We start from the raw sequence: 17,883 nt of genomic DNA on the forward strand, positions 1-17,883 counted from the left end.
CCCGCCGCGCGGACCGCCCGGGGCGGCGGGCGAGCCCGTCCGGGGAAAGAATGGAGTGGGACAGACCCCATGCGGGATCTTCGGCCCCCGGGCGGAGGCCTGCCGGCCCCGGCTCTCGTACGGCCGCGATGACAGCGTGCACGGAGCGTCCCGTCCAAGCGCCACTGACCGGGGCCCGACCGAGGGCGCTTACGGCGATGCCGAGCCCACTCGTCGCGGGTCCGTTTCCCATGACGGCGTGAAGCGGCGGGAGAAGCCATGCAGAACACCGCTGGACGCGATGAGGTGATCGTCGGGATCGACCCGCGCGAGCAGTCCGTTCCGGCGCTCGCCTGGGCGGCCGACGAGGCCGTCCGCAGACGGTTGCCCCTCCGGCTCGTGGTAGCGGTGCCGCCCCTGCCCGGCGGACAGCACGTCGACGCACCCTGGAACCGCACCATGCTCCAGGTCCAGGGCGAAAGCGCGCTCACCCAGGCGGCCGCCACGGTGCGGGCGCTGTACGCGGAAGTGCCCCTGGCTACGGAACTGCTCGACGGGACGCCGTCGGTGGTGCTCTGCCAAAAAGCGGCCCAGGCCCGGATGGTCGTCGTCGGTTCCCGTCGGCTCAGCCGACCGGAAGAGCTCTTCAGCGCGGGCTCGGTGGCCGTTCCGGTGAGTGCCCAGGCGGACTGCCCGGTCGTCGTGGTCAGGGAGCCGGAGCGCGCGGGGCAACGGCATCCCCATCTCGTCGTGGGTGTCGACGGCAGCGAATCCTCGAGAACCGCCATGGAGTTCGCCGTGGAGGAGGCGGCGCTGCACAGCGCCGCCCTGCACGCCGTATGGGTGTGGCGGCGACCCGTCGTGTCCTTCGGCGACGAAGCGGCGGAGCTTGACGAGCGGCGCCGGATCCTGTCCGAAACCGTAGCGGGACGGGGAGGAAAGTACCCGGATGTGAAGATCACCCATGAGGTCCTGCGCGGCCACCCGGTGGAGGAACTGGCTCTCGCTTCGATCGGCGCCCTGGTGGTCGTCGTCGGCAGACACGGGCGCGGAGGGTACTCCGGCATGAGGCTCGGATCGGTGGTGCACGGCCTCCTGCACCGGGCGGAGTGCCCGGTGATCACCGTGCCCGAGTCCCAGCACGGCTGAGCCGGTGGTGGACCGGAGAGTGAATACGAGGGCCCGCCGGAGTGCTCCGGCGGGCCCTCGTCGTCTCCCACGCATCTCACGGAACCGGTGGAGAGCGTGGGTCGGAAGGTGTCCGACCTGGTCTTTACGGACCGCGTGGACGGTTCGGAGTCTCCTTGGACGCCGGGTAAACTCCGTGCACGTGACTGCTGCGCCCGCCAAGCCCCGTATCCCGAACGTCCTCGCCGGACGTTATGCCTCCGCCGAGCTCGCCACGCTCTGGTCGCCCGAGCAGAAGGTGAGGCTGGAGCGGCAGCTCTGGCTCGCCGTGCTGCGGGCGCAGAAGGACCTCGGTGTCGAGGTGCCGGACGCGGCGCTCGCCGACTACGAGCGGGTCCTCGACCAGGTCGACCTGGCCTCCATCGCGGAGCGCGAGAAGGTGACCCGGCACGACGTGAAGGCGCGGATCGAGGAGTTCAACGACCTCGCCGGGCACGAGCACGTGCACAAGGGGATGACCTCCCGCGACCTCACCGAGAACGTGGAGCAGCTGCAGGTCCGGCTGTCGCTGGAGCTGATGCGCGACCGTACGGTGGCGGTGCTGGCCCGGCTCGGCAGGCTGGCCGGTGAGTACGGCGAGCTGGTCATGGCCGGCCGCTCGCACAATGTGGCGGCCCAGGCCACCACGCTCGGCAAGCGCTTCGCCACCGCCGCCGACGAGCTTCTCGTCGCGTACGGCCGGCTGGAGGAGCTGCTGGGCCGCTATCCGCTGCGGGGCATCAAGGGCCCGGTCGGTACGGCGCAGGACATGCTGGACCTGCTGGGCGGCGACGCGGACCGGCTCGCGGAGCTGGAGCGTCGGATCGCCGGGCACCTGGGTTTCGCCGAGGCGTTCACCTCGGTCGGACAGGTCTACCCGCGGTCGCTGGACTACGAGGTGGTGACCGCGCTGGTGCAGTTGGCCGCGGCGCCGTCGTCGCTGGCGAAGACCATCCGGCTGATGGCCGGGCACGAGCTGGTCACCGAGGGCTTCAAGCCGGGCCAGGTCGGCTCGTCCGCGATGCCGCACAAGATGAACACCCGTTCCTGCGAGCGCGTCAACGGCCTGATGGTGATCCTGCGCGGCTACGCCTCGATGACCGGGGAGCTGGCGGGCGACCAGTGGAACGAGGGCGACGTGTCCTGCTCGGTGGTGCGCCGGGTGGCGCTTCCCGACGCGTTCTTCGCGCTCGACGGTCTGCTGGAGACGTTCCTGACGGTGCTCGACGAGTTCGGCGCGTTCCCGGCGGTCGTCGCCCGGGAGCTGGACCGCTATCTGCCGTTCCTGGCCACCACCAAGGTGCTGATGGGCGCGGTGCGCGCGGGTGTCGGCCGTGAGGTCGCGCACGAGGCGATCAAGGAGAACGCCGTCGCCACGGCCCTCGCGATGCGTGAGCAGGGCGCCGAGCGCAACGACCTGCTCGACAAGCTCGCGGCCGACGACCGGATCCCCCTCGACAGGTCCGCGCTGGACGCGCTGATGGCGGACAAGCTGTCGTTCACGGGTGCGGCGAGCGCCCAGGTCGCCGCCGTCGTGGGCCGTGTCGACGAGATCGTCAAGCAACACCCGGAAGCCGCCGCCTACACTCCCGGGGCGATTCTCTGACCCGCTCCCAGGCCCTGTCCTCGGAACCCCCATGGGGTCCTGAGGACAGGGCCTGGTGCTACGGCGCGGGTCAGATCATGTCCTGGCCGTTGCGGCGGGCTTCGAGCCACTCGCGGAAGAACCCACGGCTGATCACGAACAGGATGACGGCCACGGCGACGGGCCACATCAGGACGTAGACGCTCAGAGCGACGGTCACTGTGCCTCCTCTTGTCTCACTTGGTGTGTGCGGCGGGCTCGAGGTCGCCCGCGTCCGGGGCGCCTCCGGGGCGCTGGGCCCGGCCGGGGACAGGGGGTGCCTCCCCCTGCCCGTCGGCGGTCGCCGCGGCGCCGCCGTCGTCGAAGTTGCCGGTGCGTTCCGCGATGACGGAGAAGTCGAAGCCTTCTTCCTGCCGTACGGACATGGCCCAGCAGATGACGGTGCTCACCGAGTAGGCGACGAGCGAACCGCACAGTGTCGCGTACTCGTGCAGGGATCCGATGGCGAACGGCGCGGAGACCAGCACGGCCAGCACACCGACGGTCTTCGCCGCCCTGGCGCCCAGGAAGCCGAAGACCATCAGGCCGAGGACGACACCGATGCCGAGGACCGCCAGCACGTCCACGACGATGCCGAAGGCGCCGTCCACGGGGATCCAGCCGAAGCGCACGGGCAGGAAGACCGCGAGCGCCACGAGCACCGAAGTGGTGAACGCCTTGTTCGTGACCTTCTCCCAGTAGAAGCTGGCCAGCACCGGGAAGACCAGCGCGCCCCACAGCGCGCCGACGAAGACCAGCAGGTCGAGGATGCTCAGCTGGAGACTGGCGAACGTGACGCCCAGCGCGGTGGCCACCACCATGGTGATCCGGCCGACCAGCAGCATCGTCTTCGGGTCGGCCTTCTCCTTGCCGACACCCTGGCCGTAGACGTCGGCCATCGTGATCGACGAGAGGGCGGCGAGGTCCGCGTCGGCGGTGGAGGACAGCGCGCCGACGATCATGATGAAGAACAGGGCCAGCAGCGCGGGCGGCAGGTACTCGGCGGCCATCTCGGGGATGAGGTTGTTGAGGTCGCCACCGGACGGCTCGAAGCCCAGGTAGAGGGCGAGCACGCCGAGCATGCCGATGCCGATCACCATGGCGCCGTACCCGATGGTCGCGGTGATGAAGGTCGGCTTGATCAGGCTCTCCTTCACCGCGAAAAGACGCTGGGCGATGGTCTGGTTGCCGATCGCGTAGGCCAGCACCGCGGCGATGTAGGGGGCGCCCTGCCCCATGAAGGCTTCGCTGGAGAAGAAGTTCCCCTGCTGCGGGGTCAGGTTGTCCGCACCGGTCTCGAACGCCGCGGGGAAGCCGGCCGCGAAGAAGATGAACGGGACGATCACGGCCACGGCACCGAGCATCGCGACGACCTGCACGAAGTCGGTCATGACGGAGGCGCGGAACCCGGACCACAGCGTGTAGAGCAGAACACCCGCGGCGACGCAGACGACGCCCTGGATGAAGTTGAACGGTGACAGGAGTGAGATCAGCACGCCGCCGGCGATGAAGTTGGACATCAGGCTGATGAGGCTGCCGACGACGTTGGAGCCCGCGAGCATCAACTGGCTGGAGCGGCCGTGGCGGGCGTACATGACCTCCGCCAGGGTGTGCGCCTTGGGGGCGACCTTACGGATGCGCTTGCCGAAGGGGTAGATGAAAAGGATCATCAGGGCGCCCCAGAGCCCGTAGTGGATGGGGCCCGAGATGCCGTAGGTGTAACCCGACGTGGCGGACGCGTACATCGAGGATGCCCAGATCCATGTCGCCGTCATGCTGGCGGCCGAGATGCCGAATCCGACGTTGTTGCCGGCCGTCATGTACCCGTCGGCGTTCTCCTCCCTCTTGCCGATACGGGTCGAGATCAGAAAGGTCCCCCCATAGAAGAGGACCAGCAAGCCAACAACAACCACGGCGCTGAACTGGGCCGTATCCGTTCCGCCCGACACACGCCACCTCCTTCGACTCATCGAGCCCGGCGTCAGCGACCGCACCGAAAACTCGCCCAGGACATGCCAAACGCATCCATGCGCCGGAGGCCCGGGGGTGCACTCCATCCGGCCACCCGGCGCGTCGTCGCTGAAGCCGGGGGCGCCCACAAAACAGCGGGCCCCTTTGGGCCCGCAAATCAGCCTCAGGGCATCGGCTTCCGCCGACGGTGGCACCCTTCGGCCCTACCGTAGATCCACAGAGAGCTGCCTCGCAGCTACACGAGACAGACAACTGATGTCTACACTGCAACACCCATCCTGTCCAACTTCGTTATTCCCACATCAGGATCTTTGCAGCTCTCTCTTTACAAGTCGCGACTGCGACGGAGCGCCCGACTTGTTCAGAAATGACCGCCTGGCGGTGTCAGGGTGTCCGCAGGGAATCCGGTGCCGCGAAGCCACCGTCCGACGGGCCGCGCTCCGCCGGAGGAGGCGGAGCACGGCCCGTCGGTGGGGGCGATGCGCTGTGCGCTGCTCATGGAGCCGGTGACCCCACAGCTCCTGGGACTTGACGACGCGTCGGCCCCCTGTCGCACCCTGTCCTTCAGGCGTCCCTGCGACGCAGTCTCCAGACCCCCGCCAGCAGCGCCACGGCGGCCCACAGCGCGGTCACTCCGAGCCCGGACCAGGGGCCGAGCGGCCCGTCGTACGTCTGCTGGAGGATCACCTGACCGGCGCGGTCGGGCATGAACTCGACGGCCGTGCCGGCCGCGTCCCCGATCACGAACGACACGATCAGGATGAACGGGATCAGCAGGGACAGCGTCGTCACGCCGCTGCGCAGCAAGGTCGCGAGTCCGGCCGCGAACAGGGCCATCAGCATGAGGTAGATGCCGCAGCCCACGACCGCGCGCGCCTGCTCGCCCGTGGTGAGCCCGTCCGCCGCCGGGCCCAGCGTCGCCCTCGCCGCGAAGAGGGAAGCCAGGGCGGTCAGCAGACCGACGGCGAGCGCCGGGAGGGCGATGGCGGTCATCTTGGCCGCGAACCAGTGCCCGCGCTGCGGGACGGCCGCCAGCGACAGTCTCAGCGCACCGTTGCGGAACTCGGCCGACACCGCCATGGCACCGAAGGAGATCGCGGCGATCTGTCCCAGGAAGACCCCGACCTGGGTCGTGAACAGCGGGTCGAACTCGGGTTCCGACGTACTCGACGTACCGGCGAGCGCGGAGAACACGGTGGTCGTCACGAACAGCGCCACCAGCGCGCCCGGAAGCGAGCGGAGCGTGCGGATCTTCAGCCACTCGGCGTGGAGTACGGGTGCGAACTGCATGGTCAGGCCTCCTGGGGCGAAGCGGTGAACTCGGTCTCGGCTGCCGTCAGGTCCAGGTAGGCCTGTTCCAGCGTGCCCTCGTCCGCCGCGAGTTCGAGGATCGGTACGCCCGCGGCGGAGACGAGGAGTCCGATGTCGTCCACGCGTGCGTGCTGCACGGTCCAGTGCCCCTCCTGCTGCTCGACGGCCTCGTGGCCGTGCGGGGCGAGCGCGCTCTTCAGCGCGACGGGGTCCGAGGTGCGGATACGGACGGCGGGCCGCACGCGCGACTCGATGAACGCGCGCATCGGGGTGTCCGCCAGCAGCCGGCCCCGGCCGAGGACGACGAGGTGGTCGGCGAAGGACGCCGTCTCGTTCATCAGATGGCTGGAGACCAGCACGGTACGCCCCTCGTCCGCGAGCCGGCGCAGCAACTGCCGTACCCACACGATCCCTTCCGGGTCGAGCCCGTTGGAGGGCTCGTCGAGCATGACCACCTCCGGGTCACCGAGCAGCGCGGCGGCGATGCCCAACCGCTGGCGCATGCCCAGGGAGTACGTCCGCACCCGGCGCGTCGCCGCCGACTCCAGGCCGGTCTCCACCAGCACCTCGTCGACCCGGCGGTCCGGGATGCGGTTGCTCGCGGCCAGGACACGCAGGTGGTCACGGCCGGTGCGGGAGTCGTGCGCGGCCTGCGCGTCCAGCAGGGCACCGACGCGGCGCAGGGGTTCACGCAGTGTGGCGTAGTCCTGGCCGCCGATGGTGGCGGAGCCGGATGTCGGGCGGTCGAGGCCGAGCACCAGCCGCATGGTGGTGGACTTCCCGGCGCCGTTGGGGCCGAGGAACCCGGTGACGCGGCCGGACGGGACGCGGAAGGTGAGGTGGTCGACGGCGCGTCGGGTGCCGTACTCCTTGGTGAGGTTCTGGACGTCGATGCTGGTCATGTGCACCAGCGTGGCCGCGAACCGGGAACCGGCGCCTCCCCCGCGTGGGGAGAGGTCCTCCCCCACGCGGGGAAAGGTCCTCCCCCGCACGGGGGAGGCCGGTCGTCGGTGGCGGCTGGCACGATGACGCGATGGTCACCGTTCTGCGTGCGCTCCTGCGTGGGGCGACGTACTCGCGCCTGCTGCACCTGTGGGTGCCCTGGCTGCCGTTCAGCATATGGATATTCATCTACCCGAACGCACCCTGGGCACCCGCGCTCGTGCTGCTCCCGCTGGGCCTGGTTCCCTCGGTGCGCAGGGTCGAGGGCGTGCAGGCCCAGTTGATGCTGACGCCCGGCGAACGGGAGCCGGGGATCTCCCAGAAGCCGTCGGCGACGTGGCAGGACCGGCTGCGGACCGTGCTGTGGCTGGCGGTGCGGATGGTGCTGATGGTGGTGGTGGGGTACATCACGGTCTGGCCGTTCTATCTGGCGTACCTCTTGGGTGAGAGCGCCACGGGACACATGCCCGAGGAATTGCCCTTTCTGCAGGACGCCCAGCCGCACTGGGCCTACGCCCTGCTGGTGCCGCTCCCCCTGCTCGCGGCGGGGCCGCTGATGGTGGGAATCGGCCACCTGGTAACCGTCGCCGCGCGCCGTCTGCTCGGCCCCTCCCCCGCCGAACGCCTGGCCGTCATGGAAGCCAGGACCGAGCAGCTCCTGGAGCGCACCCGCATCGCACGCGAGCTGCACGACTCCATCGGCCACGCCCTGACCGTCGCCGTCGTGCAGGCCGGCGCCGCGCGGGCGGCGGGCGACCCCGCCTTCACCGACCGGGCGCTGGCCGCCATCGAGGAGACCGGCCGGGCCGCCCTGGAGGACCTGGAGCGGGTCCTCGGCGTTCTGCGCGAGGCGCGGAAGCCGGTGAGCAGCAGGCCCACGCTCGCGGACGCGGACCGCCTGCTGGAGTCCGCCCGGGCCTCCGGGGCGAAGGTCGACGCCGAGGTGACCGGCCCGGTGGACACCGTGCCCGGCCCGGTCTCCCGCGAGGGCTACCGCATCCTGCAGGAATCGCTGACCAACGCGCTGCGGCACGCGGGGACGGTCCCCGTGCGGGTCCGGATCCGCGTCGCCGACGGCACCCTGCTCCTGGAGGTCCGCAACCCGCTGCCGGGAGACGTGCCCGGCCCCGGGCGCGGCAGCGGGCTGCGCGGCATACGGGAGCGCGCAGCCCTGCTCGGGGGCCGCGCGCGGACGGGGCCGGACGGGGGCGACTGGGTGGTGCGGGCCGAACTGCCGCTGGCCGGAGCCGAGATGCGTTGATCTAGGCTGGCCGGATGCCGGTCACCGTTCTGCTCGTCGACGACGAGCCCCTCGTGCGCGCGGGGTTACGCGCCGTTCTGGAAGCGCAGCCCGACCTCGAGGTGGTCGGGGAGGCGGCCGACGGGGCGGCGGTGATCCCGCTGGTGCGGCGGCTGCGGCCGGACGTGGTCGCCATGGACGTGCGCATGCCGCTGCTGGACGGGATCGAGGCCACGCGCGCGCTGCTGCGGACGGTCGAGCTGCCGCCGAAGATCCTCGTGGTGACGACGTTCGAGAACGACGAGTACGTGTACGAGGCGCTGCGCGCCGGGGCCGACGGGTTCCTGCTGAAGCGGGCGCGGCCGGCGGAGATCGTGCACGCGGTGCGGCTGGTCGCCGAGGGCGAGTCGCTGCTGTTCCCCGCCTCTGTGCGCCGGCTCGCGGCCGAGTACGGCGCCGACGGCGGCAATCGCGCGGCGCGGGACGTGCTGGAGCGGGCGCGGCTGACCGAGCGCGAGGCGGAGGTGCTGCGGCTGATGGCCCGGGGGCTGTCGAACGCGGAGATCGCCGCCCGGCTGGTGGTGGGCACGGAGACGGTGAAGTCGCATGTGAGCGCCGTGCTGGCGAAGCTCGGGGCGCGCGACCGCACGCAGGCGGTGATCGCGGCGTACGAGTCGGGGTTCGTGGCGCCGGGATGAGCCGCCTCCCTGGGCGGGCCGGAGCGGCGGCCCGCTGGGCGGCCCGCTGGGTTCCGCCCGGAGGTCGCCGGGGTGTGCCGTGCCGAGTACCATCCGCCCCACACGCGCACGAGCGGGGAGGACGGACGGTGGGTCGGCTGACCGGCGGGGATCCCTCGCTGTTGCGGAGGATCAACTCCGCGGTGGTACTGCACGCGCTGCGGGCCACGGACTGCGCGACGCTGACCGAGGTCACGAGGGTGACGGGGCTGTCCCGGCCCACCGTCGAGGGCGTCGTGGAGGGTCTGATCGAGGCGGGCCTCGTCGTGGAGAAGGCGGCCGAGGAGGGGGCGGCGCGGCGCCAGGGGCGGCCGGCCCGGAGGTTCCGCTTCCGGGCGGAAGCCGGGCATCTGCTGGGCCTGGAGATCGGGCCGCACCGGGTGGCCGCGCTGCTGGCCGACCTCGACGGCCGGGTGATCGGCGCCCAGGCCAAGGACATCGGGGAGACGGCCGATGCCGACGAGCGGCTGGACCGGCTGCGCGCCACCGTCGCCGAGCTGCTGCGCCGGGCCGGGGTGCCGCGCGACTCGCTGCGGGCCGTGGGCGTGGGGACGCCCGGGATCGTCGAGGCGGACGGCACCGTACGGCTGGGCACTGCGCTGCCCGGGTGGACGGGACTGGGGCTGGGCGAGCGGCTGAGACGGTCCTTCACGTGCCCGGTGCTGGTCGAGAACGACGCCAACGCTGCGGTCGTGGCCGAGCATTGGAAGGGCGTCGCCACCGGGACCGACGACGTGGTGTTCGTGCTGGCCGGACTGAGTCCCGGCGCCGGTTCACTGATCGGGGGCCGGCTGCACCGGGGGTACGGCGGGGCGGCCGGCGAGATCGGCGCGCTGCATCTGCTGGGCCGCGAGGCGACCCCGGAGAAGCTGCTGTCCACCACGGACGAGCCGCTGCACCCGCTCGACGAACAGGCGGTGGCCGAGGTCTTCGCCCGGGCCCGCGAGGGCGACAAACGGGCCCTCGCGGCCATGGACCGCTTCATTCAGCGGCTGGTCCACGACGTGGCGGCGCTGGTGCTGGCCCTCGACCCGGAACTCGTCGTGATCGGCGGCTGGGCGGCCGGACTGGACGGCGTACTGGAGCCGTTGCGGCGCGAACTGGCCCGCTACTGCCTGCGCCCGCCGAAGGTCGCTCTGTCCCGCCTCGGGGAGGCGGCGGTGGCGACGGGCGCGGTGCGGCTCGCCCTGGAGCATGTGGAGGAGCAACTCTTCGCGGTGGAGGGCACGGTGACGGCCCGTCGGTAAGCGGCGCGCCGCTCGCGCGGCACTCCGCGCCTTCGCGTGCCCGCCCACGGCGGCGGTCGGCGTGCCCCGCCGCCGGTCTGCTCGGCCCGCCCTCGGCGCACACCCCACCGGCCGCGCACGTCCCGCCCGCAGCGGACGGCGCCCGGAAGCGCCGGTGCTCAGGAGGCGCGGCGCTCGGGGCCGTGGTGGATCTCCACGCCTCCGAAGTCGCCGAAGGTCAGCCGGCAGGTGTCCGCGCGGTAGGTGGCGACGGACAGCGCGGCGACGCGGCCCCGGGCGATGAAGGAGGTGGTGACGACGAGGACGGGCGCGCCCGGCAGGCGGTCCAGCTCCTTGGCGTCGTCCGCGCGGGCCGAGCCGAGCTCCACCGCGTTCTCGTGCCGCTCCAGTTCCAGGTGCTGCAGCTCGCGCAGTACCGCACGCGCGCGGGCAGCGCCCGACGGGGCGTCGATGGCGGAGAGGTCGGGCACCGAGGAAGCGGGGATGTACAGCAGTTCGGCGGCCACGGGCTGGCCCTGCGAGACCCGGGACCGTCGTACGGTGTGCACGGGCTCCTCCCGGCCGGTCACCAGGGTCTCGGCGACGGTCGCGGGCGGCACGTCGAGCGTGCAGTCCACGGCCTGCCAGGCGTCGCCGGGTCCGCCGGGCCAGGCGTGCTGCGCCGTGCCCACGGACACGCCCATGCGCGGCGGGGCCACCGTGGTGCCGACGCCCCGGCGTCGCTGCAGCCTGCCTTCCAGCTCCAGCTGCTCCAGTGCCTGGCGGAGCGTGGCACGGGCGACGCCGAAGCGGGCAGCCAGATCGCGCTCGTTGGGCAGGATCTCGCCCACCGAGAACTCCGAGTCCAGGGCCTCGCTGAGCACGGTCCTGAGATGCCAGTACTTCGGTTCCGGCACCGTTTCCAACTGCGTGGTCCCCACCCTGTCCTCCGCGTCCGTCGGGTCCGGTGGCGTTTTAGCGCCCTTGTTTATTAAAGGTTGTTTCACTTCTCTGCGACCATAGGACGGCCCTCACCCTTGGTCAATACCAATCGGACAGGGCGACGGGGCCCGCGCCGGACGGCGCGGGCCCCGTGTACGGGTGGCGCGGGCCCCGTGTACGGGTGGCCGGTTCCTACCCGGCAGCCTCCAACGAGCGCAGCTTGTCGGGGTTGCGGATGATGTAGACCACCTGGACCCGCCCATCGACGACGTCCAATTGGAAGACGGTGTCGGGTCTGCCACCGATGAGGACCAGTGCCGCAGGACCGCCGTTGAGCTCGAGGAGACGGACCGAGGCGTCGGGGAAGCCCTTACGGGTGACACCGACGAGGAAGCGGCCCACCTTGTCGGCGCTCTCCAGGACACGCAGCGGGGCGCGCGACTTGCCGCCGCTGTCGCCGACGAGCCGTACGTCGGGGGCGAGCAGCTTCATGAGCCCTTCCAGATCGCCGCCGGCCGCCGCCGCCAGGAACCGCTCGGTCAGATCGCGGCGCTGGGCGGGGTCGACGTCGTAGCGCGGGCGGCGCTCCTCGACGTGCTTGCGGGCCCGCGCGGCGAGCTGACGCACCGCCGGTTCACCGCGGTCGAGCAGGGCGGCGATGTCGGAGTAGGGGTAGCCGAACGCCTCCCGCAGGACGAACACCGCGCGCTCCAGCGGAGACAGCGACTCCATGACGACCAGGACGGCGAGCGAGACCGAGTCGGTGAGCACCACCTGCTCGGCGGTGTCCGGGGTGGTGTCGCCGAAGTCGGTGAGGTAGGGCTCGGGCAGCCACGGGCCGACGTACGTCTCGCCCCGTGCCTTGATCTGACGCAGCCGGTCGATGGCGAGGCGGGTGGTGACGCGCACCAGGTAGGCGCGCGGCTCGCGGACCTCTGACCGGTCGCCGCCCGCCCAGCGCAGCCACGCCTCCTGAACCACGTCCTCGGCGTCGGCCACCCGTCCGAGCATGCGGTAGGCCACCCCCAGGAGGACGGGGCGGTGTTCCTCGAAGGCGTCGGTCACGGTGTCGGTGCTCACCCCTCCATCCCAGCCGACCCGTGCGGCCGTGTCCAGGCGGATTCGGCACGTCGCGGAACAGGGACGCCGGAGGCAGAACCCCGAGCCGGGAGCCGGCCCTCCGGGGGCTACCCGTCGGTAGCAATCGCTGACAAGCTGCCTACGACACCAGGCGACGTCGGTGTAGGTGTCGGTGTCCCACCAGGCGTCCCGGACACCGCGTGTCCCCCGGCACCGCGAACCCGGACACCCCGAGTCCCAGACGAGGAGCATCCCCATGTCCGCGACCGTCTCCTTCCAGGTCACCTTTCCGCACGGCCCGCAGACCCTCACCCTCTCCTACGCGCGCGCGGGCCGCGGCGAACCGCTGCTCCTGCTGCACGGCATCGGTCATCACCGCCAGGCCTGGGACCCGGTGGTGGACATCCTCGCCACCGAGCGCGAGGTGATCGCCGTGGACCTGCCCGGCTTCGGCGCCTCCCCCGCGCTGCCGGGCGGCCTCACCCACGACCTGCCCACCATGAACGCCGCCCTCGCCGCCCTGTGCGGAAAGCTGGAGCTCGACCGGCCTCACGTCGCGGGCAACTCGCTCGGCGGTCTGCTGGCCCTGGAGCTCGGCCGCGAGAAGCTCGTACGGTCCGTCACCGCACTGTCCCCGGCCGGGTTCTGGACCCAGGCGGAGCGGCGGTACGCCTTCGGCGTGCTGGTCGGAATGCGGCGGATCGCGGAGCGCATGCCGCTGCCCCTGATCGAGCGGCTCGCCCGTTCGACGGCCGGGCGCGCGGCGCTGACCAGCACCATCTACGCCCGGCCGGGCCGCCGTTCACCCGAGGCGGTGGTCGCCGAGACGCTCGCGCTCGCCGGTGCCCCCGGCTTCGCCGAGACGCTCCGGGCGGGAACCGCCGTGCGGTTCACCGACGACGTGCCCGGCATCCCGGTCACCGTCGCCTGGGGCGCCCGCGACCGGCTGCTCATCCCCCGTCAGGGGGTCCGCGCCAAGCGGACGATCCCCGGGGCACGACTGATCCGGCTGCCCGGCTGCGGTCACGTCCCGATGAACGACGACCCCGCCCTGGTCGCCCGCGTCCTCCTGGACGGCAGCCGCTGAACGGGGCCACGCGGGCCGGCGCGATACGGCGCGACGGGACGTGACGCGGCCGGACACGGCGTGACGGAACGTGCCGCGAAGGAAGGCGACGGAGTGCGCCGGAATGCGGCGAGCAGCACGGGCGGCGCGTCGATTCCCCTAGGTCTGCGACGAGTTGTTCACTTGGGGTTTGCGCGCGAGCCGCGCCGCCCGAGTACGTGTGGCAGCGCACACCGACCGGTTCTCCCGCCCTCTGGAGGCGCCTTCATGTCACCCCCTTCGTTCCCCGGTCGCCGCGCCCTCCTGCGCGGCTCGCTCGCGGCCTCGGCCGCCCTGGCCCTGCCCGCCGCCGCCGGGTCGGCGCCCGCCTTCGCCCGGTCCGGGCGTCCGGAGGCGAAGTGGGGTGTGCAGACGGGTGACGTGACGCACGACTCCGGGCTGGTGTGGGTGCGCTCCGACCGCCCGGCCCGGATGATCGTCGAGACGTCGGCGACCGAGTCGTTCCGCCGCCCGCAGCGCCGGCCCGGCCCGCTGCTCGGCCCCGGCACGGACTTCACGGGAACCACTCGGCTGCGCGGACTGCCGGCGGGCGAGCAGATCCACTACCGGGTGCGGCTCGTCGACCCGGACGACCCGCGCCGCTCGGGCGAGCCGGTCACCGGTACGTTCCGGACGGTGCCCGCGCGGCGGCGCGAGGGCGTGCGGTTCGTGTGGTCGGGCGACCTGGCGGGGCAGGGCTGGGGCATCGATCCCGGCTTCGGCGGCTACCGGATCTTCGAGGCGATGGCCCGGACCGATCCCGACTTCTTCCTGTTCAGCGGCGACACCGTCTACGCCGACGGGCCGATCCCGGCGACCGCCGCGCTGCCGGACGGCGGTGTCTGGCGGAACATCACCACGGAGGAGAAGTCCAAGGTCGCCGAGACCCTGGCCGAGTTCCGCGGCGCCTTCCGGTACAACCTGCTCGACGAGCACTTCCGCCGGTTCAACGCCCAGGTGCCGTCGATCGTGCAGTGGGACGACCACGAGGTGCGCAACAACTGGTACCCGGGCCAGCGGATCGCGGACACCGACGGCCGGTACACGGAGAAGAGCGTCGATGTACTGGCGGCACGGGCGCGGCGCGCGTTCGGCGAGTACTTCCCGATGTCCACGCTGCGGCCGGGCGATCGCGAGGGCCGGGTCCACCGGGTGCTGCGGCAGGGGCCGTTGCTGGACGTGTTCGTACTGGACATGCGGACGTACCGCAACGCCAACTCCCCCGGTGACCAGACCGTGGACCCGCAAGGGATCCTCGGGCGCGAGCAGTTGGAGTGGCTCAAGCGGGAGCTGGCGCGGTCGCGGGCGGTGTGGAAGGTGATCGCCGCGGACATGCCGCTCGGCCTGGTCGTGTCCGACACCGGTGAGGGCGCCCAGCACGTCGAGGCGGTGGCCCAGGGCGACCCGGGCGTGCCGCTGGGGCGCGAGCTGCAGATCGCCGAGCTGCTGCGGTTCGTCAAGCACCGGCGGATCACCGGCACGGTGTGGCTGACGGCCGACGTGCACCACACCTCGGCCCAGCACTACCAGCCCGCGCGGGCCGCGTTCGGCGACTTCGAGCCGTTCTGGGAGTTCGTCTCCGGGCCGTTGAACGCGGGCGCCTTCCCGGCGAGCGCGCTCGACGGCACCTTCGGCCCGGAGCGGGTGTTCGTGAAGGCGCCGGCCGCGGCGAACGTCTCACCCGCCGGCGGCTACCAGTTCTTCGGCGAGGTCGACATCGACGGCGGCAGCGGAGAGCTGACCGTACGGCTGCGGGAGCAGGACGGCACCGTGCTGTACACGAAGCGGTTGCGGCCGGGCCTGGTCGGCCAGTAGCCGGTCGACGCACCACCCGTCTACCAGCAAAGCGACAAAAGGATCATAGGCACCATACGAACTCTTTACTCGTCAGCCACGGCGCGTTAGTGATCACGAAACACACTTCCTTCACAGTGGCTGCATGAGCCGAGACATGCCGGACGAGACACGTGACCGCCAAGGCCGTTCCCCGCAGGGGCAGTCGAGAGGCGGACCGACCGCACGGTTCACGGCGGCGTTCCGCAGGTGGCGGGCACGCCGCCACGGTCACGCGCCCCCCGCGTCCGATACCGGCGGCCGGCCCCCGGCCGCCGGGTCGTGGGACGGGCTGCCGGCCGCCTCCGCCGACGGGGCCGTGCGCAGCGCCCCGGCGGAGAGCACCCTGTGGCGGATGCGGACGACGGTGCGGGACGAACCGGGCGCGCTGGCCGCACTGTGCACGGCGCTGGCCGGGGAGAGCGTCGACATCCTGAGCCTGCAGACGCATCCGCTGGGCACGGCCACGGTCGACGAGTTCCTGCTGCGGGCCCCCGCCGACCTGGCCGGCACCGGCCTCACGGCAGCGGTGTCGGGCGCCGGCGGCACCGACACCTGGATCGAGCGGGCCGACGCCCACGACCTGGTGGACGCGCCGACCCGGATGCTGGGCCTCGCCACCCGTACGGCACTGGACGCCGCAGAGCTCCCTCTGGCGCTGCGGCAGTTGCTGGGGCGGTGCACGATCCGTTCGCTGCCCGCCGCACCGGGTGCCGGCCGGCGGGCGCCGGAGGGTGTGCCGGCCGAGGGGACCCTGGAGGACACCGTGATGCGGCTGCGCGCCCCCGAGGGCGGTGTGATCACCGTGGAGCGGCCGTACCTGCCGTTCACGCCCACCGAGTTCGCCCGGGCCAGGGCCCTGGTGGAACTGGACACCCGGCTCGGCCCCCGGGTTCCCCGCGGCCAGGACGTCCTGACGCTGCCCGAGGGCAGCGACATCACCGTGCGGCGGGCGGACACCGGTGACCTGGAGGCGGCACGGGCGATGCACGAGCGGTGCTCCCCCGAGACCCTGCGCCTGCGGTACCACGGGCCGGTCGGCGATGTGGACCGCTACCTGAACCACCTGCTCAGCCCGCGCTTCGGCCGCACGCTCGCCGTGCGGACGGCCTCGGGGCGCATCGTCGGCCTCGGCCACCTGCTGTGGGACGGCGACGAGACCGAGGTGGCTCTGCTCATCGAGGACGCCTGGCAGCGCCGGGGCATCGGCGCCGAGCTCCTCGCCCGGCTGGTGGCGATGGCCGGCGTGGCGGACTGCGCCCATGTCTACGCCGTGACGCAGGCGTCCAACACCGGCATGGTCGCCGCGATGCGCGGCCTGGAACTCCCCCTCGACTACCAGATCGAGGAGGGCACCCTGGTCATCACCGCCCGTCTGGACCAGCGGCCGGCCCGCCGCACGCAGGAGGAACGCAGCGAACAGGAGTACGGCGGCTCCCGGATCGGCCACCGGTCGTAGGCCCTCGCACCGCGGAACACCCGGAGCGGCCCGGCGGATTCCGTCGGGCCGCTCCGCGTGCGCACGCGACGTCTCGGCCCAGCCGCCCCGTCCCGTCAGCCCCGTCCGGTCAGCCCAGTGCCCCGTCCAGGTCGGCCCACAGGTCGTCGACGTCCTCCAGGCCGACGGAGAGCCGCAGCAGCCGGTCGTCGACTCCCGCGGCCCTGCGGTCGCCGGCGTCGACGATGCGGTGACTGATGGACGCCGGGTGCTGGATGAGGGAGTCCACGCTGCCGAGGCTCACCGCGGGGGTGATCAGCCGTACGCCGCCGATCACCTCGTGCGGGTCCCCGTGCACCTCGAAGGAGACCATCGCCCCGCCGATGCGCGGGTAGTGCACCCGGGCCACACGCGGGTCGGCGGTCAGCCTGCGGGCGAGTTCGGCGGCACTCGCCGAGGCTGCCCGTACCCGTACCGGCAGCGTCGACAGTCCCCGCAACAGCAGGTAGCCGGCCAGCGGATGCAGTACGCCACCGGTGGCGAACCGTATCTGCCGCAGCCGCCCCGCGAACTCCTCGTCGCAGGCCACCACGCCGCCCAGGACGTCCCCGTGCCCGCCGAGGTACTTGGTGGCGCTGTGCAGCACCAGTCGCGCCCCGTGCTCGGCCGGACGCTGGAGGACGGGCGTGGCGAAGGTGTTGTCGACGAGCAGCGGCACGGAGCCGCAGTCCCGGGCGAGTGCCCGCAGATCGACCTCGGCCAGGGTCGGGTTGGCCGGTGACTCCACCAGCACCAGACCGGTGTCGGGACGCAGCGCGTCGGCGACCCCCGCCGGGTCGGTCCACGTCACCTCGGAGCCGAGCAGCCCGGCGGTCAGCAGGTGATCGCTGCATCCGTACAGGGGGCGTACGGCGACGACGTGGCGCAGGCCCATGGAGCCGCGCACCAGCAGGACGGCGCTGAGCGCGGCCATACCGCTGGCGAAGGCGACGGCGGCCTCCGTGCCCTCCAGGCGGGCCAGGGCGGTCTCGAAGCGGGCGACGGTCGGGTTGCCGAGCCGGCCGTAGACGGGCGGGCCGTCCGGTTCCGCGCCGGTGGCGGCGAAGGCGTCGATCCGGGCGGCCTCGCCGCGGCTGTCGTAGGCGGGGTAGGTGGTGGACAGGTCGATCGGCGGGGCGTGCAACCCCTGCCGGGCCAGGTCGTCCCGGCCGGCGTGCACGGCCTCGGTGTCGAGTGCTCTCGTGGTGCTGCGCGTGCCCATGCGTACGTCCATGCCCCGAAGGGTGAA

At 72.3% G+C, this 17,883-nt stretch carries 15 protein-coding genes; 8 read left to right on the plus strand and 7 right to left on the minus strand.

Annotated features, from left to right (window positions below):
• Positions 1 to 258: 258 nt before the first annotated feature.
• Together OHB56_RS07275 and purB are read left to right on the plus strand one after the other, a co-directional pair.
• On the plus strand, positions 259 to 1,128 hold the full coding sequence (locus OHB56_RS07275) for a universal stress protein (protein ID WP_406352272.1): 870 nt from the start codon (positions 259 to 261) through the stop codon (positions 1,126 to 1,128).
• 181 nt (positions 1,129 to 1,309) lie between these two features.
• Complete coding sequence (gene purB, locus OHB56_RS07280) at positions 1,310 to 2,752, plus strand: adenylosuccinate lyase (protein ID WP_326751512.1); 1,443 nt, start codon at positions 1,310 to 1,312, stop codon at positions 2,750 to 2,752.
• A 70-nt stretch (positions 2,753 to 2,822) separates the two neighbouring features.
• On the opposite strand, the gene OHB56_RS07285 is transcribed toward purB, so the two are convergent.
• From OHB56_RS07285 to OHB56_RS07300, 4 genes are all read right to left on the minus strand, one after another.
• Positions 2,823 to 2,951 carry a putative transporter small subunit gene (locus OHB56_RS07285; RefSeq protein WP_240497241.1) on the minus strand — a complete coding sequence of 43 codons (129 nt, stop codon included), beginning with the start codon at positions 2,949 to 2,951 and terminating at the stop codon, positions 2,823 to 2,825.
• Positions 2,952 to 2,967: 16 nt separating this feature from the next.
• Entirely contained in the window at positions 2,968 to 4,719 is a 1,752-nt protein-coding gene (locus tag OHB56_RS07290; protein WP_326751514.1) for a sodium:solute symporter family protein, read from the minus strand.
• 586 nt (positions 4,720 to 5,305) lie between these two features.
• Positions 5,306 to 6,031, minus strand: a complete 726-nt coding sequence (locus OHB56_RS07295; protein ID WP_326751515.1) for an ABC transporter permease — start codon at positions 6,029 to 6,031, stop codon at positions 5,306 to 5,308.
• A gap of 2 nt (positions 6,032 to 6,033) precedes the next feature.
• Positions 6,034 to 6,954: an ABC transporter ATP-binding protein gene (locus OHB56_RS07300; RefSeq protein ID WP_326751516.1), complete on the minus strand. Its 921-nt coding sequence runs from the start codon at positions 6,952 to 6,954 to the stop codon at positions 6,034 to 6,036.
• A 131-nt stretch (positions 6,955 to 7,085) separates the two neighbouring features.
• On the opposite strand from OHB56_RS07300, the gene OHB56_RS07305 reads away from it, so the two are divergent.
• The 3 genes from OHB56_RS07305 (at position 7,086) to OHB56_RS07315 (ending at position 10,218) form a co-directional block, all read left to right on the plus strand.
• Positions 7,086 to 8,255 carry a histidine kinase gene (locus tag OHB56_RS07305; protein WP_326751517.1) on the plus strand — a complete coding sequence of 390 codons (1,170 nt, stop codon included), beginning with the start codon at positions 7,086 to 7,088 and terminating at the stop codon, positions 8,253 to 8,255.
• Between the two features lie 14 nt (positions 8,256 to 8,269).
• Complete coding sequence (locus tag OHB56_RS07310; protein WP_326751518.1) at positions 8,270 to 8,932, plus strand: response regulator transcription factor; 663 nt, start codon at positions 8,270 to 8,272, stop codon at positions 8,930 to 8,932.
• 128 nt (positions 8,933 to 9,060) lie between these two features.
• Positions 9,061 to 10,218, plus strand: coding sequence for an ROK family transcriptional regulator (locus tag OHB56_RS07315; RefSeq protein WP_326751519.1), 1,158 nt, complete (start codon positions 9,061 to 9,063; stop codon positions 10,216 to 10,218).
• A 158-nt stretch (positions 10,219 to 10,376) separates the two neighbouring features.
• Here the strand turns inward: OHB56_RS07315 and OHB56_RS07320 are convergent, their stop codons facing one another.
• Together OHB56_RS07320 and OHB56_RS07325 are read right to left on the minus strand one after the other, a co-directional pair.
• Complete coding sequence (locus OHB56_RS07320) at positions 10,377 to 11,138, minus strand: GntR family transcriptional regulator (RefSeq protein WP_406352276.1); 762 nt, start codon at positions 11,136 to 11,138, stop codon at positions 10,377 to 10,379.
• 193 nt (positions 11,139 to 11,331) lie between these two features.
• Positions 11,332 to 12,219, minus strand: a complete 888-nt coding sequence (locus tag OHB56_RS07325) for an RNA polymerase sigma-70 factor (protein WP_406352278.1) — start codon at positions 12,217 to 12,219, stop codon at positions 11,332 to 11,334.
• Between the two features lie 256 nt (positions 12,220 to 12,475).
• On the opposite strand from OHB56_RS07325, the gene OHB56_RS07330 reads away from it, so the two are divergent.
• The 3 genes from OHB56_RS07330 (at position 12,476) to OHB56_RS07340 (ending at position 16,616) form a co-directional block, all read left to right on the plus strand.
• Positions 12,476 to 13,306 (plus strand): alpha/beta fold hydrolase, encoded by an 831-nt coding sequence (locus OHB56_RS07330; RefSeq protein ID WP_326751522.1) that lies wholly within the window; start codon positions 12,476 to 12,478, stop codon positions 13,304 to 13,306.
• Positions 13,307 to 13,552: 246 nt separating this feature from the next.
• Positions 13,553 to 15,139, plus strand: a complete 1,587-nt coding sequence (locus OHB56_RS07335; RefSeq protein WP_406352281.1) for an alkaline phosphatase D family protein — start codon at positions 13,553 to 13,555, stop codon at positions 15,137 to 15,139.
• A 124-nt stretch (positions 15,140 to 15,263) separates the two neighbouring features.
• A complete protein-coding gene (locus OHB56_RS07340; protein WP_406352283.1) occupies positions 15,264 to 16,616 on the plus strand; it encodes a GNAT family N-acetyltransferase in 1,353 nt (450 codons plus the stop codon).
• A 109-nt stretch (positions 16,617 to 16,725) separates the two neighbouring features.
• Here the strand turns inward: OHB56_RS07340 and OHB56_RS07345 are convergent, their stop codons facing one another.
• On the minus strand, positions 16,726 to 17,868 hold the full coding sequence (locus tag OHB56_RS07345) for a trans-sulfuration enzyme family protein (RefSeq protein ID WP_406352285.1): 1,143 nt from the start codon (positions 17,866 to 17,868) through the stop codon (positions 16,726 to 16,728).
• Positions 17,869 to 17,883 lie beyond the last annotated feature (15 nt).

Source organism: Streptomyces sp. NBC_01635, assembly GCF_045209715.1.
Lineage (GTDB): Bacteria > Actinomycetota > Actinomycetes > Streptomycetales > Streptomycetaceae > Streptomyces > Streptomyces hirsutus.